The organism is Pseudomonas sp. GW823-FHT02C02 (genome assembly GCF_058797635.1).
In genome coordinates, this window is sequence record NZ_JBXAJV010000003.1 from 40,426 (window position 1) to 60,649 (window position 20,224).

General features: G+C 60.2%; 15 protein-coding genes. 8 read left to right on the forward strand and 7 right to left on the reverse strand.

Annotated elements, in window-relative coordinates:
- Nucleotides 1-21: 21 nt before the first annotated feature.
- Nucleotides 22-987 (forward strand): CobW family GTP-binding protein, encoded by a 966-nt coding sequence (locus AC1ROI_RS05630; protein WP_102594429.1) that lies wholly within the window; start codon nucleotides 22-24, stop codon nucleotides 985-987.
- On the opposite strand, the gene AC1ROI_RS05635 is transcribed toward AC1ROI_RS05630, so the two are convergent.
- A complete protein-coding gene (locus AC1ROI_RS05635; protein WP_010465383.1) occupies nucleotides 984-1,397 on the reverse strand; it encodes a DUF3301 domain-containing protein in 414 nt (137 codons plus the stop codon). The genes AC1ROI_RS05630 and AC1ROI_RS05635 overlap by 4 nt on opposite strands.
- A 118-nt stretch (nucleotides 1,398-1,515) precedes the next feature.
- Between AC1ROI_RS05635 and pdxY the strand changes: the two genes are divergently transcribed.
- A complete protein-coding gene (gene pdxY, locus AC1ROI_RS05640; RefSeq protein WP_010465382.1) occupies nucleotides 1,516-2,388 on the forward strand; it encodes a pyridoxal kinase PdxY in 873 nt (290 codons plus the stop codon).
- A 51-nt stretch (nucleotides 2,389-2,439) separates the two neighbouring features.
- Here the strand turns inward: pdxY and AC1ROI_RS05645 are convergent, their stop codons facing one another.
- Complete coding sequence (locus AC1ROI_RS05645; protein WP_010465381.1) at nucleotides 2,440-2,922, reverse strand: acyl-CoA thioesterase; 483 nt, start codon at nucleotides 2,920-2,922, stop codon at nucleotides 2,440-2,442.
- 204 nt (nucleotides 2,923-3,126) lie between these two features.
- On the opposite strand from AC1ROI_RS05645, the gene AC1ROI_RS05650 reads away from it, so the two are divergent.
- On the forward strand, nucleotides 3,127-4,890 hold the full coding sequence (locus AC1ROI_RS05650; protein WP_010465380.1) for a cation:proton antiporter: 1,764 nt from the start codon (nucleotides 3,127-3,129) through the stop codon (nucleotides 4,888-4,890).
- Between the two features lie 21 nt (nucleotides 4,891-4,911).
- Here the strand turns inward: AC1ROI_RS05650 and AC1ROI_RS05655 are convergent, their stop codons facing one another.
- The 3 genes from AC1ROI_RS05655 to uvrD all read right to left on the reverse strand — a co-directional run bounded on the left by AC1ROI_RS05655 (nucleotide 4,912) and on the right by uvrD (nucleotide 8,823).
- Nucleotides 4,912-5,319, reverse strand: coding sequence for an SMI1/KNR4 family protein (locus tag AC1ROI_RS05655; RefSeq protein WP_010465379.1), 408 nt, complete (start codon nucleotides 5,317-5,319; stop codon nucleotides 4,912-4,914).
- A gap of 136 nt (nucleotides 5,320-5,455) precedes the next feature.
- Nucleotides 5,456-6,328: a Tim44 domain-containing protein gene (locus AC1ROI_RS05660; protein ID WP_010465378.1), complete on the reverse strand. Its 873-nt coding sequence runs from the start codon at nucleotides 6,326-6,328 to the stop codon at nucleotides 5,456-5,458.
- A gap of 311 nt (nucleotides 6,329-6,639) precedes the next feature.
- Complete coding sequence (gene uvrD, locus AC1ROI_RS05665; protein WP_010465377.1) at nucleotides 6,640-8,823, reverse strand: DNA helicase II; 2,184 nt, start codon at nucleotides 8,821-8,823, stop codon at nucleotides 6,640-6,642.
- 258 nt (nucleotides 8,824-9,081) lie between these two features.
- On the opposite strand from uvrD, the gene AC1ROI_RS05670 reads away from it, so the two are divergent.
- The 3 genes from AC1ROI_RS05670 to AC1ROI_RS05680 all read left to right on the forward strand — a co-directional run bounded on the left by AC1ROI_RS05670 (nucleotide 9,082) and on the right by AC1ROI_RS05680 (nucleotide 13,418).
- On the forward strand, nucleotides 9,082-11,955 hold the full coding sequence (locus AC1ROI_RS05670; RefSeq protein WP_010465376.1) for an EAL domain-containing protein: 2,874 nt from the start codon (nucleotides 9,082-9,084) through the stop codon (nucleotides 11,953-11,955).
- Between the two features lie 135 nt (nucleotides 11,956-12,090).
- Nucleotides 12,091-12,957, forward strand: coding sequence for a transcriptional regulator HexR (gene hexR, locus AC1ROI_RS05675; protein ID WP_008027445.1), 867 nt, complete (start codon nucleotides 12,091-12,093; stop codon nucleotides 12,955-12,957).
- Between the two features lie 251 nt (nucleotides 12,958-13,208).
- Complete coding sequence (locus AC1ROI_RS05680; RefSeq protein WP_010465375.1) at nucleotides 13,209-13,418, forward strand: PA3496 family putative envelope integrity protein; 210 nt, start codon at nucleotides 13,209-13,211, stop codon at nucleotides 13,416-13,418.
- Here the strand turns inward: AC1ROI_RS05680 and AC1ROI_RS05685 are convergent.
- Nucleotides 13,360-14,322: a LysR family transcriptional regulator gene (locus AC1ROI_RS05685; protein ID WP_010465374.1), complete on the reverse strand. Its 963-nt coding sequence runs from the start codon at nucleotides 14,320-14,322 to the stop codon at nucleotides 13,360-13,362. The two genes, AC1ROI_RS05680 and AC1ROI_RS05685, sit on opposite strands and share 59 nt — an antisense overlap.
- A gap of 190 nt (nucleotides 14,323-14,512) precedes the next feature.
- Between AC1ROI_RS05685 and AC1ROI_RS05690 the strand changes: the two genes are divergently transcribed.
- Together AC1ROI_RS05690 and oadA are read left to right on the forward strand one after the other, a co-directional pair.
- Nucleotides 14,513-15,928, forward strand: a complete 1,416-nt coding sequence (locus AC1ROI_RS05690; protein WP_010465373.1) for an acetyl-CoA carboxylase biotin carboxylase subunit — start codon at nucleotides 14,513-14,515, stop codon at nucleotides 15,926-15,928.
- An 11-nt stretch (nucleotides 15,929-15,939) separates the two neighbouring features.
- Nucleotides 15,940-17,748 (forward strand): sodium-extruding oxaloacetate decarboxylase subunit alpha, encoded by a 1,809-nt coding sequence (gene oadA / locus AC1ROI_RS05695; protein WP_010465372.1) that lies wholly within the window; start codon nucleotides 15,940-15,942, stop codon nucleotides 17,746-17,748.
- Nucleotides 17,749-17,882: 134 nt separating this feature from the next.
- On the opposite strand, the gene AC1ROI_RS05700 is transcribed toward oadA, so the two are convergent.
- The gene (locus AC1ROI_RS05700; RefSeq protein ID WP_102594428.1) at nucleotides 17,883-19,742 is read right to left on the reverse strand and encodes an autotransporter outer membrane beta-barrel domain-containing protein; all 1,860 of its coding nucleotides are present in this window, start codon (nucleotides 19,740-19,742) and stop codon (nucleotides 17,883-17,885) included.
- Nucleotides 19,743-20,224 lie beyond the last annotated feature (482 nt).

The window sequence follows — 20,224 nt, forward strand, 5'->3', positions numbered from 1 at the left end:
CCTCCTCAGAAAACATCGACCATGTTGCAGAACATTCCCACTCACGTCATTGCCGGCCCATTGGGCGCGGGCAAGACCAGTTTGATCAAGCACCTGCTGGCGCAGCGGCCAGCGAGCGAGCGCTGGGCGGTGCTGATCAATGAGTTCGGCCAGATCGGCCTCGATGCCGCGCTGCTGACCCGGGACGCCGATGGTATCGCACTGGGGGAAGTGGCCGGGGGCTGTTTGTGTTGCGTGAATGGTGCACCGTTTCAGATCGGCCTCGGGCGGTTGCTGCGCAAGGCGCGGCCGGATCGGCTGTTCATCGAGCCATCAGGGTTGGGCCACCCGGCGCAGTTGCTCAAGCAATTGAGTGAAGCGCCGTGGCAAGGCGTACTGGCGGTACAACCTTGTGTACTGGTTTTGGATGCCCAGGCGCTCGCCGCTGGCAAACCATTGCCCGAGGCTCAACAGGAGGCGTTGAGCAGTGCCGGTTTGTTGGTGCTGAACAAGGCGGAAGGTCTCGACGTCAATGATCGCCAGCGAATCGCCGCGCAGCTGCCTGCTCGTCCTTTGTACTGGACGCAGCAAGCGCGCCTGCCGTTGAACGAATTACCGGGCCTTGGCGTTCAGGCGGAGGCGGGTGTGGATAACTTTATCGTGCCCAAGGGATTGGCGCAGATGCCGGCCATCTGGACCGATCCTGCGCTGCCGATTTGCTTGAGTCAGGCGCAGGACGGCGGCTGGAGCGTCGGTTGGCGGTGGCATCCGACTCAGACCTTCGATGCGGCTCGCGTTGGCCAGTGGCTTGAAAGCTTTGCCTGGCGGCGGGCGAAGCTGGTTATCCACAGCGTCGACGGTTGGGTATCAGCGAATGCGCTGGATAACTCGCCGTTGGAATGGCAGCCGAGCGAATGGCGCCAGGATTCGAGGATCGAATTGATTTTCGGTGAGCCGCAGGAAGTGGCTTCACTGCAAAAAGCGTTGGCCGACTGTCGGACCGGTTAAGGACGCCACTTGGTGTGCTCTTGCCGCCACTGGCTCAGCTCGATCACTTCCGCGCGAGGCTTCTCCACGTCGACCACAGCAGGCGTGTCGTCGAACGGCATTGGGTAAGGCGCCAGTTCGATCTGCGCGCTGTGGGCGCCGAACTGGGTGATGGTGCCGTTGTGGCGGGTTTCGCCGGTCACGGTGAACTCGAAGTTATACACACGAGCCAGGCGCCGCCGGTCGTTGGCGTCTTTGATGAACGCGATCTTTTTCAGCGCCACGTTACCGTCCAGCAACTCGATCCCGAGCTTGGTGCAATGCAGCTTGACCCTTTCCAGCGCGCGCTCGCGCAAGCCGTGGTTGTGCCACAGCCATGCGCCGCCAGTGGCGAGCAGCATCAGCACGAAGATATTTCCGAGGGTCAGCATCAGCAAATTGCTCCAACAAGATAGTGCCAGCTTAACTGCGTCGCCGGTCTGTCGTACAGGCCGTGTTTCGTCGCATACTGCGCGGCTCGAATTTCAATCGTTTTACGGAACTCACCGCATGAAACGTACGCCCCATCTGCTCGCCATCCAGTCCCACGTGGTGTTCGGCCACGCTGGCAACAGCGCCGCGGTTTTCCCGATGCAGCGGGTCGGGGTGAATGTCTGGCCGCTCAACACCGTGCAGTTCTCCAATCACACGCAATACGGCCAGTGGACCGGTGAGGTGCTGGCACCGCACCAGATCCCCGATCTGGTTGAAGGGATCGCGGCGATTGGCGAGCTGGGCAATTGCGATGCGGTGCTGTCCGGTTACCTCGGCAGTGCGGCTCAGGGCCGGGCGATCCTGACGGGTGTGGCGCGGATCAAGTCGATGAACCCCAAGGCGCTGTATTTGTGCGACCCGGTAATGGGCCATCCGGAGAAGGGCTGCAGCGTGCCGGCCGAAGTCAGCGATTTCCTGCTGGAAGAGGCGGCTTCGGTGGCGGACTTCATGTGCCCGAACCAATTGGAACTGGACAGCTTCTCGGGGCGCAAGCCGCAGTCGCTGTTCGATTGCCTGGCGATGGCACGCGCCCTGTTGGCGCGCGGTCCTAAAGCGGTGTTGGTCAAGCATCTGGACTATCCCGGCAAGCCGGCGGATGGCTTCGAGATGTTGTTGGTAACGGCGGAAGGCAGCTGGCACCTGCGTCGTCCGCTGCTGGCGTTTCCGCGTCAGCCGGTGGGTGTTGGTGACTTGACGTCGGGGCTGTTCCTGGCGCGTGTGCTGTTAGGCGATAGCCTGTTGGCGGCCTTCGAGTTCACGGCGGCGGCGGTGCATGAAGTGCTGCTGGAAACCCAGGCGTGTGCCAGCTATGAGCTGGAACTGGTGCGGGCGCAGGACCGGATTGCGCATCCGCGGGTGAAGTTCGAAGCAACCGCGATCAGCCTTTAAAAGCTTCGCGGGCAAGACTTGCCCGCGAAAGCGATCTAAAGCCTGAACACGTCAGGCATCGCCCTTGATTTCCTGATACCGCTTTTCCAGTTCCTGACGAATCTGCCGACGTTGCTGAGCCTGCATGAAGCGGCGCTTGTCTTCGCTGTTCTGCGGTTGCAGCGGCGGTACGGCAGCCGGTTTGCGGTCGTCATCCACTGCCACCATGGTGAAGAAGCAGCTGTTGGTGTGGCGCACCGAGCGCTCACGGATGTTTTCGGTCACCACCTTTATGCCCACTTCCATGGAAGTGTTGCCCGTGTAATTGACCGAGGCCAGGAAGGTCACCAGTTCGCCGACATGAATCGGCTCGCGGAAAATCACCTGGTCCACCGACAAGGTCACCACGTAGCGGCCGGCGTAACGGCTGGCGCAGGCGTAGGCCACTTCGTCGAGGTATTTGAGCAGGGTACCGCCGTGAACATTGCCAGAGAAGTTGGCCATGTCAGGGGTCATCAATACCGTCATCGACAGCTGGGCGTTTCCGGGTTCCATAGCGTTCTCACGGGTCAAGGCAGAATGGCGGAAGGGCGGCACCTCTGCGGGTGCCTGGTCGGTTTTTTTCAAACCACAGTTATCGGGACGCCGGGCGGCTGCTCGCCGTCACGCCGGATCGATCTGTTTCCATATATTGCACCGCCTTTCTGGCGGAAGTCGCGGTGTTAACCTCCGGACGTCCACCTCAAGGAGCCCGACACCATGCATGCCATCAGTTTTATTCAGGATCTGGCAGTGATCATGTTGGTCGCAGGGGTGGTGACGGTGCTGTTCCACCGCTTCAAACAGCCGGTGGTGCTGGGTTATATCGTCGCCGGGTTCATCATCGGTCCGCACACGCCGCCGTTCGGCCTGATCCACGACGAAGAAACCATCAAGACCCTCGCGGAACTCGGGGTGATTTTCCTGATGTTCTGCCTGGGCCTGGAGTTCAGCCTGCGCAAGCTGTTCAAGGTCGGTGCCACGGCATTCATCGCGGCGTTCCTCGAAATCGTGCTGATGATCTGGATCGGCTACGAAATCGGCCAATGGTTTGACTGGAACACCATGGATTCGCTGTTCCTCGGCGCGATCCTGGCGATTTCCTCAACCACCATCATCGTCAAGGCGCTCAACGACCTGAAGATGAAGAACGAGCGCTTTGCCCAGCTGATCTTCGGTGTGCTGATTGTCGAGGACATCCTCGGTATCGGCATCATTGCCTTGCTGTCGAGCATCGCGGTCAGCGGTACGGTCAGTTCCGGCGAAGTGTTTTCCACAGTGGGCAAGCTCTCGCTGTTCATGATCGTGGCACTGGTCATTGGCATCTTGCTGGTGCCGCGTTTACTGGCCTATGTGGCGAAGTTCGAAAGCAATGAAATGCTGCTGATCACTGTGCTGGGCCTGTGTTTCGGCTTCTGCCTGCTGGTGGTCAAGCTTGAATACAGCATGGTCCTGGGCGCGTTCCTGATTGGGGCGATCATGGCCGAGTCACGGCAATTGCTGAAGATCGAGCGCTTGATCGAGCCGGTTCGCGACCTGTTCAGTGCAATCTTCTTTGTGGCGATCGGGTTGATGCTCGATCCGATGATCCTGCTGCAATACGCCTGGCCAATCGCAGTGATTACCGTGGCCGTTGTGCTCGGCAAAATGCTTTCCTGCGGCCTCGGGGCCTTTATCGCCGGCAATGACGGACGCACCTCACTGCGCGTGGGGATGGGGCTTTCGCAGATTGGCGAATTCTCCTTCATCATCGCTGCGCTGGGCATGACGCTGCAGGTCACCAGCAACTTCCTCTACCCGGTCGCCGTGGCAGTCTCGGTGATTACCACGTTGCTGACGCCGTATCTGATCCGCGCGGCTGATCCGCTGTCGATCAAGCTTGCTGCGGTGATGCCGCAGCGGCTGGCGCGAGTGTTGGGGATGTACGGCGAGTGGCTGCGCAGCATTCAGCCTCAGGGCGAGGGCGCGCTGCTGGCGTCGATGATCCGGCGGATTCTGTTGCAGGTCGGGGTCAATCTGGCGCTGGTGATTGCGATCTTTTTTTCCGGCGCGTATTTCGCCGAACGCATGTCCGTGTACCTGCAAGCGTGGATCAGCGATCCGAGCTGGCAGAAAGCGTTGATCTGGGGCGGGGCGTTGCTGTTGTCGCTGCCGTTTCTGATCGCCGCTTATCGTAAGCTCAAGGCGCTGTCGATGCTGTTGGCGGAGATGGGCGTGAAGCCGGAGATGGCTGGGCGCCACACGCAGCGAGTGCGCCGGGTAATCGCCGAAGTGATCCCGATCCTCTCGCTGCTGGTGATCTTCCTGCTGCTGGCAGCCTTGTCGGCCAGTATTTTGCCGACCAACAAGTTGCTGGTACTGATCGTCGTGGTGGCCGCCGGGGTGGCAGCACTGCTCTGGCGCTGGTTCATCCGCGTGCACACGCGGATGCAGGTGGCGTTGCTCGAAACACTGGACAACCACAAGGAGTCGTCCGGGCATTGACCACGCGGTGCGTCAGACGACTCAGCTTTCCAGCCAGACGTCCCGCGCCCAGTGCCACACCGATTCCCAGGTTTCTTCGGCGACCAGCTCTTCTTCGGCCAACCACAGCACCACGGTGCCGTCTTCTTCGACCAAGTAGTAATTGTCGCCGTCCTGGCAGATCGGGATCATGCTGCGATCAACACCCGCATCCCAGGCGTTGGCAGCAACGTCTGGCAGGTAGGTGTGGGATTGCGGGTCGGTGACGGTCACCGGCTCCAGGCTGCCGTAGACAACGTCGCTGACAGTCAGCAAAAACTCTCTGAAGACGAAGGGAATGTCGATGAACAGTTGTTCCTCGATTTCCACGATCTGGTCTTCGTCAGGCAACTCCAAGGGGACCGGTACCGGTTCGTTGGCTTCACGCAGTTGTTCGATGATTTCTTCCACGTCCGGGATCCTCTTGCTTGATGGCGCGGTTTAGTTGGGGCGGTTTATACAGTAGCTCGCTACAGATGCAACTGCGAAATAGAAAACCCCGGCCGAGGCCGGGGTTTCTATTACAGCATGCGTAACGCGGAGGGGATCAGCCGTTCTGGCGGATACCGGCCACCAGCCAAGGCTGGTTTTCGCCCTGCGGACGTTCCATGTTCCAGCTTTCGCTGAACACTTCGCCCTGGTCGAAACGCGAAGTCTTCGACACACCGGTAAAGGTCAGGGTGGCGATGGTCTTGTCGGCACGATCATCCACGCCGTCCAGTTGAACATTGAGGTTATCAATGTAGGTGGACTGGAAACCTTCGCCGAGGTCGGCACGTTCACGCTTGAGGAACTCCAGCAATTGCGGGGTCACGAACTCGGCGATCTTGTCCATTTCGTTGGAGTCCCAGTGTTGCTGCAGGGACTGGAAGTGGTTGCGGGCCGCTTCAATGAAGTTCTGTTCATTGAACCAGGCTGGCGCGTTGATTACCGGACGAGCGGCAGCAGGTGCCGCCGAGCCGCCGAAGATCGAACCCATGCCGGCTGGCTTCTGCTCGAACACTTCACGTTGCATCGGCGCGCCAGCTGGAGCCAGATGCTCCTGTTGCTTGCGACGACGAGCGGCGATGAAGCGGAAGATCAGGAACGCAATGACAGCCATGATCAGGATGTCGAAGATCTGCATGCCCTGGAAGCCGTCGCCCATGAACATGGAGGCCAGCAGGCCACCGGCAGCGATGCCGGCCAGAGGGCCGAGCCAGCGCGAAGCTCCGCCAGCCTTGGCGGCAGCGCCTGCGGCACCGGCCGCGCCCGCAGTGGCGGCAGCACCACCGGCGGCAGAAGAAGGAGCCATTTGGCTGGTCTGGTGAGTCGGCGCAGCGCCGGAGCTCTTGCCGCCACCAAAGCGCTTGGCGTTGGCGTCGAGGCTCATCGTCAGGCCGATGCACAACGCCATGGCGATGCTAAGAAAACGTTTCATAAAGGGAATTCCCATTTGTGGATGGCACGCGCGCCATGTTGCACAGCTGAAGTGTTACTGGCTAGCGGCAGAGTGTTTCGGGCTTTTGCCTGACAGGTTGCGTTCAGCTTCGGTCAGCGCAATCGGGCCTGTTAACTTTGGTCTGTAGGACGAGGAGATAAGTTCTGTAGGAATGCCCGTAGCGGGCGCGGCGCAGATAGATCGTTCCCACGCTCTGCGCGGTAACGCCGCCATGGACGCTCTGCGTCCACTGTGACGCGGAGCGTCACGGGATGCATTCCCACGCCGAGCGTGGGAACGATCATGGGCGCCTAAATAGCTTCCAGCTTGGCGTAACCGAGCATCAGCCACTTGCTGCCTTCGCTGAAGTTCACCTGCACCCGGGCCTGGGCTCCGGCGCCCTCAAAGTTGAGGATCACGCCGTCGCCAAACACCGAATGCCGCACGGCCTGACCGAGGCTGAACCCGGTGTCCGGAATCTCGCTGCCGCCAAACAGGCTGCTGGAGCTCTGTTGCTGACCACCGCCGAACGGACGGCTGACGCTGTTGGACAGCCGCACCTCCTGGATCAGGCCTTTCGGCACTTCACGCACGAAACGCGACACCTTGTTGTAGGTCTCGCTGCCGTACAGGCGTCGGGTTTCCGCGTAGGTCATCACCAGGTTCTGCATCGCCCGTGTAATGCCGACGTAAGCCAGACGGCGCTCCTCTTCAAGACGCCCCGGCTCTTCCAGGCTCATCTTGTGCGGGAACAGGCCTTCTTCCATGCCCACGAGGAACACGTAAGGGAATTCCAGGCCCTTGGCGCTGTGCAAGGTCATCAGCTGAATGCTGTCTTCGTGCTCGTCGGCCTGGGTATCACCGGCCTCCAGCGACGCGTGGCCGAGGAACGCCGCCAATGGCGTCAGGTCTTCATCTTCTTCAGCGTTTTCGAAGTTGCGCGCGGCGCTGACCAGTTCCTCAAGGTTCTCTACCCGGGCCTGGCCTTTCTCGCCTTTTTCCGCTTCGTGGTAGGCAATCAGCCCCGACTGTTCGATAACCGTCTGGGTCATCAGGTGCAGCGGCATTTCCATGCACTTGGCGGCAAGGTTCTCGATCAGCTCGATAAATGCGCCGAGCGCGCCAGCGGCACGCCCGGTCAGGCCTTTATTGGCGACCAGCAAGCGCATGGCTTCCCACATCGATACGTCACTGTGGCGCGCATGGTCGCGAATCGCTTCAACGGTTTTCTCGCCGATGCCACGGGCCGGAACGTTGATGACCCGCTCCAGCGCCGCATCGTTGCCGCGACCTTCCAGCAAACGCAGGTAGGCCATGGCGTTCTTGATTTCGGCGCGCTCGAAGAAGCGCTGCCCACCATAGATGCGGTACGGAATGCGCTCGCGCAGTAACGCTTCTTCCAAAACGCGCGATTGGGCGTTGGATCGGTACAAAATCGCGATATCGCTACGGGCCAAGCCGGTTTTCAGCGCACTTTCGATGGTTTCCACCACGTAGCGTGCTTCATCGTGCTCGTTGAACGCGGCGTACAGATTGATCGCTTCGCCTTCGCCGCCATCGGTCCACAGTTCTTTACCCATGCGCCCGGTGTTGTTGGCGATCAGGGCGTTGGCAGCCTTGAGAATCCCGGCAGTGGAGCGGTAGTTTTGCTCCAGACGAATGGTCTCGGCATCCGGGAAATCGTCGGAATACTGATAAATGTTCTCGATTTTCGCGCCACGCCAGCCGTAGATCGACTGATCGTCGTCGCCCACCACCATCAAACTGTCGCCGCCCTTGGCCAGCAGACGCAACCAGGCGTACTGAACGGCGTTGGTGTCCTGGAACTCGTCCACCAGAATGTGCCGGAAGCGCTTCTGGTAATGAGCCAGCAGGCCCGGGTGATCGCGCCACAGGTCGAGGGCACGCAGCAGCAATTCGGAGAAGTCGATAACACCGGCGCGCAAGCAAGCGGCCTCGTAGGCCTCATAAATGCTGCGCATGGTGGCCAGGAACAGGTCGCCGCTGGCTTGAATGTGTTGTGGGCGCAGACCTTCGTCTTTCTGCCCGTTGATAAACCACTGAGCCTGGCGGGCCGGCCAGCGTTGCTCGTCCAGCCCCAGCTCGCGGATCACCCGCTTGACCAGCCGTTGCTGGTCGTCGCTGTCGAGAATCTGGAAGGTCTGGCTCAGGCCGGCTTCCTGCCAGTGCGCCCGCAGCAAGCGGTGCGCCAGGCCGTGGAAGGTGCCGACCCACATGCCGGCCGGGTTGATACCCATCAGCTGCTCGATGCGATGACGCATCTCGGCAGCGGCCTTATTGGTGAAGGTCACCGACAGGATCGAGTGGGGCGAGGCGTTCTCGACCTGGATCAACCAGGCGATACGGTGCACTAGCACTCGGGTTTTACCGGAACCAGCACCGGCCAGGACCAACTGACGACCCACGGAGGCAGCTACGGCCTGGCGTTGGGCATCGTTGAGGGAGTTCAGCAGAAGGGAGAGATCATCGCGCATCGGGGCATTCTAGGGTGCGCCGTCACACCGGGCAAACCGAGCTTTGCATTAGCCGATGAAAGAAGCACGAATGACGACCGGTCAGTCACTGGCTGCAAGCGTTGGCGGGGCTCGCTCCAAGGGTTTTGAGGCGGCGGCGGGGGGCTGAAATTTTGTCGATTTTATGATCCGGGGCAGTTTGGTAAGGGCATCGGCTTGTGTATGCTCCGTCCACGTTTCGGGCTCATGCTCACCATTATAAGAACAAGAACATTGCCTATGACCCTCAGCTCCGACCTGTCGGGCCCTTCTGTGGAGCCCCGGGTTATCCGCAAACAGTACGCCATGGAAATGGCGGTCGAGCGCACGCGCCTGCTCTACCAAGGCTCGCTGCTGCCTACGCTGTTCATGCTGATCAACGGGCTGGTCTGTGCCGCACTGCTCTGGAGTCCGCAGCGCTACTTCATCGTCAGCGTCTGGCTGATCTGGCTTCTATCGCTGGTGGCCCTGCGGGTGATTCAAGTCGCGGCCTTCGATTCGGCCATTCCCAATCGCCAGGCCCATCCGGTCTGGCGTCGCATGTTCCTGCTGGGCTCCGCCATGACAGGCCTGACCCTGGCCGGTGCCGGCATCGCTCTGGTTCCCGCTGATAATTTCATGCAGCAAGCCTGGGTATTCGGCCTGATCGGCGCCGCCGCCCTGTCGGCCAGCGTTGCGTATGCGGTCAGCCTGCCGGCATTCCTGTCATTTACCTTGCCCTGCCTGTTGCCGGCCATCGCCTATCTCTTCTGGGGTGGAGATGAACAAGGCCAGGGTTGGGGCTGGTTCGGGCTGATTTTATTGGGCGCGTTGAGCGTGGTGGCCTGGCAGGTCAACAGGTTGATCGACAGCGGCTTGCTACGGCGCTTTCAGAATCAGGCCCTGATCGAGCATCTGCAGCAGGCGCAGAGCTGCGGCGACCAGCTCAATCACGAGTTGGCCAAAGAGATTGATCATCGCCGGTGCGCCGAAGACAAGTTGCGCGAAGCCCAGGTCGAGCTGGAAAACCGGGTCGCCCAGCGCAGCCTCGAACTGGACGCGGCCAACCAGGCCCTGAGCAAGAGCGAAGCGCGACTGGCGCTGGCGTTGAAGGCCAGTGAACTCGGGCTGTGGGACTGGAACCTGCAAACTGACGAAGTCCATCACACCCAACTTCAAGAGTTGTTCGGCCTGGAACCGGAATTCGTCACCGCGATGCTCAGCCACCTCAAGCCTCGCCTTCATCCCGAAGACTTGCCGTCGCTGCGTCGTGCCCTGGTCGAGCATTTGAAAGGCCGCAGCGAGGATTACCAGATCGAATACCGGGTGCGGCACGGCGACGGTCACTGGGTCTGGATCGAGGACCGTGGACGAGCGGTCGAGCGCAGCGAAAATGGTCGGGTGATCCGCATGGTCGGCACCCGCCGCGACATCAGCGCGAGCAAGGGCCAGGAAGAACAGCGCCAACTGGCGGCGACGGTGTTTGAGGCGGCCAGCGAAGGCATCGTGATTTTCGACCCCAATTACGCGCTGATCGCGGTCAATCAGGCTTTCAGCCGGGTCACCGGCTACGACATCGACGACATGATCGGGCGCAACGTCGTCGAGTTGCCGTGCAGCCGCGATGCGCGCAGGCACTACGGCGCGATCCATCATGCGCTGGAACAGCACGGCACGTGGCAGGGCGAGCTGGTGGAAACCCGCAAAAACGGCGAGCTCTATCCACAGTGGCTGCAACTCAACGCTGTTCGGGATGCTCGGGGAAAGGTGAGCCATATTGTCGGCTTCTTCGCCGATCTGTCCGCTCGACGGGAATCCGAAGAGCGCATGCGCTATCTGACCCATTACGATGAACTCACGGGCCTGGCCAACCGTTCGCTGTTCCGTGAACGGCTGCGCGAAGCGCATCAGCGAGTGCGTCAGGGCGGGCGTCGCAGCCTGGCGCTGCTGCATATCAACCTGGATCGTTTCAAGCTGCTCAATGACAGCCTTGGCCATGAAGTCGCTGACCAGTTGCTGCAGAAAATGGCCCGGCGGCTGGTCAACGCATTGCCCGAGGCGGACACCATCGCGCGGCTTTCCGGTGACGAATTTGCGGTGATATTCGATGCCTACGGCAACCTGTCGAGCCTGGCGCGCGTGGCGACCCGGTTGTCGACCAAACTGCGTTTGCCGATCACCGTCGATGGCCATGAACTGGTGGTCAGCGCCTCGATGGGCATCAGCATGTTGCCGGACACCGCCAGGGAAATTTCCGCGCTGGTCAGCCAGTCGAACATTGCCATGCAGCACGCCAAACACTTGGGCGGCAACAACTTCCAGTTCTACACCGAGAGCTTGCAAGCCAGCACCCTTGAGCGATTGCAGCTTGAAAATCAGCTGCGCAAAGCGATCGAAGAGAAGCAGCTGCAAGTCTATTACCAGCCGAAACTTTGCCTCGCCACCGGGCGCCTGAACGCTGCCGAAGCGTTGGTGCGCTGGGATCATCCGACCATGGGGCGTGTGCCGCCCGCTGAATTTATCGGTCTGGCGGAGGAAACCGGGCTGATCGGTCCGATCGGCGAGTTCGTGTTGCGCCAAGCCTGTTGGCAGGCCTGCGAATGGCAACGGCAGGGGCTTGAGCCGATTCGCGTGTCGGTCAATTTGTCGGTGCATCAATTGCGCCAGGGCAAGTTGGTCAGCCTGGTGCGGCAGGTACTGGAAGAAACCGGCCTGGCGCCGCACTACCTGGAGCTCGAACTCACCGAAAGCCAGTTGCTGGACAGCGTCGAGCACATCATCGCGACGTTCCAGCAGCTGCGGGATCTGGGCGTGAAACTGGCGATCGACGATTTCGGCACGGGCTATTCGTCCCTGAGTTATCTCAAGCGCATTCCCGTGGATTACGTGAAGATCGATCAGGCGTTTATCCGCGGTCTGGGGCAGGGCAGCGAGGACGCAGCGATCACCCGGGCGATCATCGCCATGGCGCATGGCTTGTCGCTGAAAGTGGTGGCTGAAGGTGTGGAGCGCGCAGAGCAGCTGGAATTCTTGAAAGCCGAGCGCTGCGATGAAGTGCAGGGTTACCTGATCAGCCGTCCAGTCGAGGCCGATGACCTGGCGGCGCTTTTAGGTGAGGACGCAAAACCCTTGTAAGTGCTACATCAAGCGTATGTGGCGTGGAATGGGGACATCGAGTTACGCATTGAGCAGGCAAAAAGCCGATTCATGTAGTATAACTACAAGCTTGCTACATCTCCGGCCCCTGCCAATAACAAAGAGTCCAGACCTTTGAATCTGCTGCAACACATCGCCCAGTCACGCCACCTCTTACGCAAGTCGGAGCTCAAGGTCGCCGACCACGTGCTGCTTGATCCGGCGGCGGTGATGCACAGCTCCATGGCCGACCTGGCCCATAGCGTGGGCATCAGTGAGCCGACCATCGTGCGCTTCTGCCGCGCCATCGGTTGTTCCGGTTTCCAGGACTTGAAACTCAAGCTCGCGCAGAGCCTTGCGGCAGGTGCGAGTTTTGGTCAGTTTGCGATCCATGAAGACGATTCGGTCGCGGACTACAGCCTGAAAATCTTCGACACCACCCTGCACACCTTGATGGAGGTTCGCGAGAAGCTCGATCCGGTGGAATTGCAGAGGGCTGTGTCGCTGATGTCCCAGGCCCAACGCGTCGAGTTCTACGGCTTTGGCGCGTCGGGCGCGGTGGCGGCGGATGCCCAGCACAAATTCTTCCGTTTGCTGCTGACTGCGGCGGCGTATTCCGATCCGCACATGCAGGCGATGTCTGCGGTCACCTTGAAACCGACCGATGTGGCGATCTGTATTTCCCAGTCCGGGCGCTCCAAGGATTTGTTGATCACCGCTAACCTGGTGCGCGAGAGCGGCGCCTCGTTGATCACGTTGTGCCCGAGCCAGACGCCGTTGGCCGAGCTGTCGACCGTCAACCTTGCGATTGATGTGCATGAAGACACTGAAATCTACACGCCGCTGACCTCGCGTATCGCTCACCTGGTGGTGATCGACGTATTGGCGATGGGCGTGGCCATGGCGCGCGGGCCGAGCCTGGTCAACCACCTCAAGAGCGTCAAACGCAGTCTGCGCAGCTTGCGGCTGTCGCCCAAATCAGTGAAAGCCCTCGACGACTGATAATGGCTGGAATTGTGGCGAGGGAGCTTGCTCCCGCTGGGCTGCGGAGCGGCCCCAAACCATTCACAGCGATGTTCTGACCAATCGCATCAGGCTCATTACGACGGCTGTGCAGCCGGGCGGGAGCAAGCTCCCTCGCCACAGGTTCGCGGTCAGTCTGCGAGTTTCATCGTTCTGTAACCCACCCGCCGCCAAACCGTCATCCCTCGCGCCTATCTTGAAACTCCCGTAATCGCCTTGGGAGACTCGAAATGGCCCAGCCCTACGAAGAACGCAACAGCGCCGTCAAAACCCGTCGCCAGCAAGAAGACCAGCGCCGCATGGAATTTCGCCGCGCCATCGAAGATCGCTGCGAGCGCCGCCAGTTGCTGGCCGAGATCGGCGATTTTTCTGATCTGGAACTCAACTACTGGCAGGCAGCTCCCGCAACTTCCCGTCGAAACGCTCAACCAGGGCGCTAATCTGCACCCGTTCGCTGCGGATAAACGCAAGGAATGCGTGGGCCACCGGCGACAGCCGTTTGGCCTTGGCCTGCACCAGGCACCAGCTGCGGTACAGCGGCAGTTCTTCGACCGGTAACTCGATCAATCCGCCGGTCGCCAACTCAAGGTTCAGGGCGTGGCGCGTCAACAGCGCGACGCCCAGACCCGCCAGCACACATTCACGCTGGGCTTCGGCCGATGAGACCTCCTGCGTCTGGTTGAAGTGCACGCGCTTCTCTTTGAAATACTCTTCGCACGCCATACGCGTTCCAGAGCCGGGCTCGCGCAGCAGCAGGGTGTAAGGCTCGAGGTCTTGCAGGCGCAGCGGCCCCATGTGACACAGCGGATGGTCCGGTGGCGCCACGGCCACGATCGGGTTGTTGAGGAACGGCAGGAATTCCAGCCCCATGTCCTGCGGCACCATGGACATGATCACCAGGTCGTCGCGGTTATCAGACAACCGACGGATCACCTGCCCTCGGTTGACCACCGTCAGTTGCAGATTCACTTCCGGATGCTGACGCTTGAACGCAGCAAACAAGTGCGGGACGAAATACTTGGCGCTGGATTCCACCGCCAGTTTCAGCTGTCCCTGCAACGATCCCTGCATGTCCGACAGCTGCATATCGAGGTTTTCCAGGCGCCCGAAAATGTCTCGACTGGCACGCTGTAGTGCTTCGGCGGCTTCCGTCATGTAGAGTTTTTTGCCGACGTAATCGAACAAAGGCTGACCAATCAGCTCCTCAAGCTGACGAATCTGCAAGCTGACGGCCGGTTGGGTGAGGGACATTTCATCGGCTGCCCGGCTGTACGACCTCAAATCACAGACCTCATTGAAGATCTGCAATTGACGCAATGTCATACGCATCAATGACTTACGCATTTTATAAGCACTCTCGCCACAAGCTGATGGATCAACTATAAGTCTTTACTTATGGCTAACCCAATTATTAATCATTTTTGTTAATCCCTTGTGGGGGCTAGTGTGGGGCTGCGACTAAGTCGAAACATTTAGTCACGCGTCGACCTGGTCTAGCAGGTCGTGGGTACCACCGGCTCAAGGGAACCTCCAAGTGATAAAAAAGATCCTGATCGCCAACCGTGGTGAGATTGCCGTACGAATCGTGCGTGCCTGCGCCGAGATGGGCATTCGCTCGGTCGCGATCTATTCCGACGCCGACCGCCATGCCTTGCATGTGAAGCGCGCGGATGAGGCCCACAGCATCGGTGCCGAGCCATTGGCGGGTTACCTGAATGCGCGCAAGCTGGTGAATCTGGCGGTCGAGACCGGTTGTGATGCCTTGCATCCCGGCTATGGTTTCCTGTCGGAAAACGCTGAACTGGCAGACATCTGCGCCGAGCGCGGCATCAAGTTCATCGGTCCATCGGCTGAAGTGATTCGCCGCATGGGCGACAAGACTGAAGCCCGTCGCAGCATGATCAAGGCAGGCGTACCCGTCACCCCGGGGACCGAAGGCAACGTCGCGGACATCGCCGAAGCCTTGGTCGAAGGTGACCGCATCGGTTATCCGGTCATGCTCAAGGCCACGTCCGGTGGTGGTGGCCGGGGTATTCGTCGTTGCGACAGCCGTGAAGAACTCGAACAAGCCTTCCCGCGCGTCATTTCCGAAGCCACCAAGGCCTTCGGTTCGGCGGAAGTGTTCCTGGAAAAATGCATCGTCAACCCGAAACACATCGAAGCGCAGATCCTCGGCGACAGCTTTGGCAACGTGGTGCACCTGTTCGAGCGTGATTGCTCGATCCAGCGCCGTAACCAGAAGCTCATCGAAATCGCGCCAAGCCCGCAACTGACCCCGGAACAGCGCGCCTACATCGGCGACCTGTCTGTGCGCGCAGCCAAGGCCGTGGGCTACGAGAACGCTGGCACCGTGGAGTTCCTGCTCGCCGAGGGCGAGGTGTACTTCATGGAGATGAACACCCGGGTGCAGGTGGAACACACCATCACCGAAGAAATCACCGGGATCGACATCGTCCGTGAGCAGATCCGCATTGCGTCCGGCCTGCCGCTGTCGGTGAAACAGGAAGACATCCAGCACCGCGGTTTCGCGCTGCAATTCCGGATCAACGCCGAAGACCCGAAAAACAACTTCCTGCCGAGCTTCGGCAAGATCACCCGTTACTACGCGCCCGGCGGCCCCGGCGTGCGCACCGACACGGCCATCTACACCGGCTACACCATTCCGCCGTTCTACGACTCCATGTGCCTGAAACTGGTGGTGTGGGCGCTGACTTGGGAAGAAGCAATGGACCGTGGCTTGCGCGCCCTGGACGACATGCGTCTGCAAGGGGTCAAGACCACTGCCGCGTACTACCAGGAAATCCTGCGTAACCCTGAATTCCGTAGCGGCCAGTTCAATACCAGCTTCGTTGATAGCCACCCTGAACTGACCAACTACTCGATCAAGCGCAAACCCGAAGAGCTGGCCCTGGCCATCGCCGCCGCCATCGCCGCCCACGCAGGCCTGTGAGGAATATAAGAATGAGCAAGAAGATCTTTGTAACCGACACCATCCTGCGCGACGCCCACCAATCGCTGCTCGCCACCCGCATGCGCACCGAAGACATGCTGCCGATCTGCGACAAGCTCGACAAAGTCGGCTACTGGTCGCTGGAATGCTGGGGCGGCGCGACTTTCGACGCTTGCGTACGCTTCCTCAAAGAAGACCCGTGGGAGCGTCTGCGCCAACTGCGCGCCGCGCTGCCTAACACGCGCCTGCAAATGCTCCTGCGTGGCCAGAACCTGCTGGGCTACCGCCATTACAGCGACGATGTGGTCAGGGCTTTCGTCGCCAAGGCAGCGGTCAACGGCATCGACGTATTCCGCATCTTCGATGCCATGAATGATGTGCGTAACCTGCGCGTCGCCATCGAAGCCGTAAAAGCGGCCGGCAAACATGCCCAAGGCACCATCGCGTACACCACCAGCCCGGTGCACACCATTGACGCGTTCGTGGCTCAAGCCAAGCAAATGGAAGCCATGGGTTGCGACTCGGTGGCGATCAAGGACATGGCCGGTCTGCTGACGCCATACGCCACCGGCGAACTGGTCAAGGCGTTGAAATCCGAGCAATCGCTGCCGGTGTTCATCCACTCCCACGACACCGCTGGCCTGGCCACGATGTGCCAACTCAAGGCCATCGAAAACGGTGCCGACCACATCGACACCGCGATCTCCAGCTTCGCTTCGGGCACCAGCCACCCAGGCACCGAGTCGATGGTCGCCGCCCTTAAAGGCAGCGAGTTCGACACCGGTTTGAACCTGGAGCTGCTGCAAGAGATCGGTCTGTATTTCTACGCCGTGCGCAAGAAATACCACCAGTTCGAAAGCGAGTTCACCGCAGTCGATACCCGTGTGCAAGTCAACCAGGTACCGGGCGGGATGATCTCCAACCTGGCCAACCAGCTGAAAGAGCAGGGGGCCCTGAACCGCATGGCCGAGGTGCTGGCCGAAATCCCGCGAGTTCGTGAAGACCTTGGTTTCCCGCCGCTGGTGACCCCGACTTCGCAAATCGTTGGCACCCAGGCGTTCTTCAACGTGCTGGCCGGCGAGCGCTACAAGACCATCACCAACGAAGTGAAGCTCTACCTGCAAGGCGGCTACGGCAAGGCGCCGGGCACTGTGAACGAGAAACTGCGTCGTCAGGCGATTGGTAGCGAAGACGTGATCGACGTGCGTCCGGCCGATTTGCTGAAGCCGGAAATGACCAAGCTGCGTGCCGAGATCGGTGCCGTGGCCAAGTCTGAAGAAGACGTGCTGACTTACGCCATGTTCCCGGACATCGGCCGCAAATTCCTCGAAGAACGCGCGGCCGGCACCCTGACGCCAGAAGTGCTGCTGCCGATTCCTGAAGCCGGCGGTGTGACCTCGGCCGGTGGTGAAGGTGTGCCGACCGAGTTCGTCATCGACGTCCACGGCGAAACCTACCGCGTCGACATTACCGGTGTTGGCGTCAAGGCTGAAGGCAAGCGTCACTTCTATCTGTCGATCGACGGCATGCCGGAAGAAGTGGTGTTCGAACCGCTCAACGAATTCGTCAGCGGCGGCAACAGCAAGCGCAAGCAAGCCACAGCTCCGGGCCACGTCAGCACCACCATGCCGGGCAACATCGTCGACGTGCTGGTCAAGGAAGGCGATACCGTGAAGGCCGGCCAGGCCGTGCTGATCACCGAAGCGATGAAGATGGAAACCGAAGTCCAGGCGGCCATCGCCGGTAAAGTCACCGCCATCCATGTGGCGAAGGGCGACCGGGTGAACCCGGGCGAAATCCTGATCGAGATCGAAGGCTGAGATAACAGCCTCGATACACCGTTTTAAACCTCGGGGGGGCATGTGCTCCCCTTTTTTTTGCCCGCAGTTTCGCGTTTGAAAATGTGGGAGCGAGCCTGCTCGCTCCCACTGGGACTGGGTGAATCAATGGTTGATCAGAACGCCATCCGCCACTGGCCCATTACGCCGTGATTGCGGCTGTCAGTGCCGATCTCGCCGTTAAGGCCGACCCCCAACGTATGTTTCGCTGACAAGCCAAGGTCCAGACCTGTATCAACCAGCAAGCTGTCACGGTCCAGCGGCGCACCGGAAACGGTGAAGTTCTTTCCGCCCGTTGCCAGTCGCTGACGGGTGTCGATGTCGATATCCCCGTAGGTGTGTTTCCAGCCGGCACTGAACCTCGGGGTCAGTTGCATGCCGTTATCCAGGGTGTTGATCTTCGCCAGTCGCAGGCCGAACGTGCTGTTGAGGTTGTTCTGGGTCTGGCCGTGGACTTTCAACGCTGCCGCGCCACCTTTTTCCGTGTAACCGTCGCGCTGATAGCGTTGGTAGCCAAGGCTGGCAAAGGGTTCGATGCTGACATTGGCTCGACCCAGGTTGTAACCCACTTCCGCGAAGGCCTGCTGGGTGCTGGCAGCATAACGGCCTTCGGGGCGGTCGCTGAAACCGTTGAAGGCAACCCGACGTTTAGTGCTGGCGTCGTGATTGCTGTAGGTCGCGCCCAAGCGTAGCGACATGGGGCCGTTCTGGCGCAGGGCATAGGCGCCCAAGTGCCAACTGTCAAAATCGCCGTCGAGTTCACGACTGTCCAGGCGAGTCTCAGACTTGCCGCCCATCACACCGACACGCCATTCCTCATCGACACCCCAATCTGCGCCCAGAACGAGGCCTTTGGTCGACGTTTGCAGAGCGTAGTGGTCGCGATCCAGCGTTCCACCGTGTCCCAAGGCTTGCAGCCAGACCCTGCCGTTTTCCGGGCTGCCGGCGGCGAGTCGTGGCGAGTTGGAACGGTTGCCGCGTGGGTTGTACGCGCTGGCGCGGTCCAGTTGGCGCATGGTCGAGAGCAAGGAGGCGCTGACGGGGCTGTCGCTGTTGAGGGTTGCCTTGGCGAGGTTGGCATTGCTGTCACCGGCCAGTTGCTCAAGAGCGTAGGTGGCGGTGGATTTGTCGGTGGTGAGCAGGGCGGTGACGGCCGCATTGGACTCACTTGTTTTAGCCGTCGGCTCGGCCACGCTTTGGCCAAACGCTCGAGCATTGTCGTCTGCGGCGAAATCCTCTATCGATACTTCATTGCGAGCGTAGTTGAGCACCACATCAGTCTTGGAGTAAGACAGCTTCGGCGTCATGTACGCCAGATTGCTCGTGACGCTACCGAATTTTCCTTCCACCAGGCCGGCTTTCAGCACTGTGTAATCACTGCTGTCGGGATAGTTGCCCGGCAGTGCAGCAACCTCCAGTGAGGCATTTTCAAGCGCTGCAATACCTTCGACGATGATGGTGGGAGGCTTGCCGGTAGCCGTTACGCCGTAGGAGAGCGTGGCACCCTCTGTGAATATCAGGTCTCCTTTGATGCGTGGAGCGCCAAGCCGCTCGCTGACCTGCAATGTACCGTCTACATAAAGATTGCGTACTTCACCTTGGCCACCGTAGCGACCCCCTTCGCGAACAATGGCATCACCCGCGATGCTGCCCATGTTGAACAGCGTTGCGCCGTCCAATACCTCGGCTCCGCGGTCGAAGTCGTCTTTACCCGTCAAAGACCAAGCGCCTTGCGCGACTCGCAACCCGGAAAAGTGACTGGTTTTGTCGAGTACGCCGCCCTCGGGGGAGTCGAGCAGTATTGCGTTTTTCCCGCCACCGCCCTGAATTTCTCCTGCAAAGCTGACTCCGCTACCGATGATAAGAAGGTCATCTCCCATCCCCAGTGTCAGTGAGACGCCGTCGATGTTTTCGTACCGCCCTGCTGCAGTGGTGCGCTTGACGCCATCGGCATTTGAGAATTCGTCGAACGTCATCGGTAAATCGTTATCTACCGTTTCGAGCGGGACATCATTGTTCCCGGGTAACTCGTAAAGAGGCTCCGCTGGATCGATGGGTTCCGTGGTAGCGGCTACAGGTGGAGCAGGATTCGCTGGCACCTCAGCCGAAACCGGGCCGGGTTCGCCTTCCGGTGTTGCGGGCGATGGTGGTGGGAGCGAATCGTCGGCAGTTTCGGGAAAGTCGTAAAGGTGCGCTGCGAGATCTACAGGTTCCGGGGCAGCCGAATCAGTTGGCGGCTGAATTACCGGTTCTGGTGGCTTTAGTGAAGCGGGTTTGACGGCATGCTGCATCGGACCAATGAAGTTCCTGATCGCCAAAAGATCATCACTTTTTCGCCAAGCGGTTGTTCGAGCTTTTTTGTCGGGCGCTTCGACAGCCGCATCAATCTCTGGTTGCTGAGCCATCGATACATCGATGCAGCCAAGGGAGAGGGCGATCGCCAGGGCGAGTCGATGCG

Bases quoted from the DNA above. Each gene is read 5' to 3' on its own strand.
- AC1ROI_RS05630 (WP_102594429.1), top strand. From the start codon at position 22: ATGTTGCAGAACATTCCCACTCACGTCATTGCCGGCCCATTGGGCGCG.
- AC1ROI_RS05635 (WP_010465383.1), bottom strand. From the start codon at position 1,397: ATGCTGACCCTCGGAAATATCTTCGTGCTGATGCTGCTCGCCACTGGC.
- pdxY (WP_010465382.1), top strand. From the start codon at position 1,516: ATGAAACGTACGCCCCATCTGCTCGCCATCCAGTCCCACGTGGTGTTC.
- AC1ROI_RS05645 (WP_010465381.1), bottom strand. From the start codon at position 2,922: ATGGAACCCGGAAACGCCCAGCTGTCGATGACGGTATTGATGACCCCT.
- AC1ROI_RS05650 (WP_010465380.1), top strand. From the start codon at position 3,127: ATGCATGCCATCAGTTTTATTCAGGATCTGGCAGTGATCATGTTGGTC.
- AC1ROI_RS05660 (WP_010465378.1), bottom strand. From the start codon at position 6,328: ATGAAACGTTTTCTTAGCATCGCCATGGCGTTGTGCATCGGCCTGACG.
- uvrD (WP_010465377.1), bottom strand. From the start codon at position 8,823: ATGCGCGATGATCTCTCCCTTCTGCTGAACTCCCTCAACGATGCCCAA.
- AC1ROI_RS05670 (WP_010465376.1), top strand. From the start codon at position 9,082: ATGACCCTCAGCTCCGACCTGTCGGGCCCTTCTGTGGAGCCCCGGGTT.
- AC1ROI_RS05680 (WP_010465375.1), top strand. From the start codon at position 13,209: ATGGCCCAGCCCTACGAAGAACGCAACAGCGCCGTCAAAACCCGTCGC.
- AC1ROI_RS05685 (WP_010465374.1), bottom strand. From the start codon at position 14,322: ATGCGTAAGTCATTGATGCGTATGACATTGCGTCAATTGCAGATCTTC.
- oadA (WP_010465372.1), top strand. From the start codon at position 15,940: ATGAGCAAGAAGATCTTTGTAACCGACACCATCCTGCGCGACGCCCAC.
- AC1ROI_RS05700 (WP_102594428.1), bottom strand. From the start codon at position 19,742: ATGACGTTCGACGAATTCTCAAATGCCGATGGCGTCAAGCGCACCACT.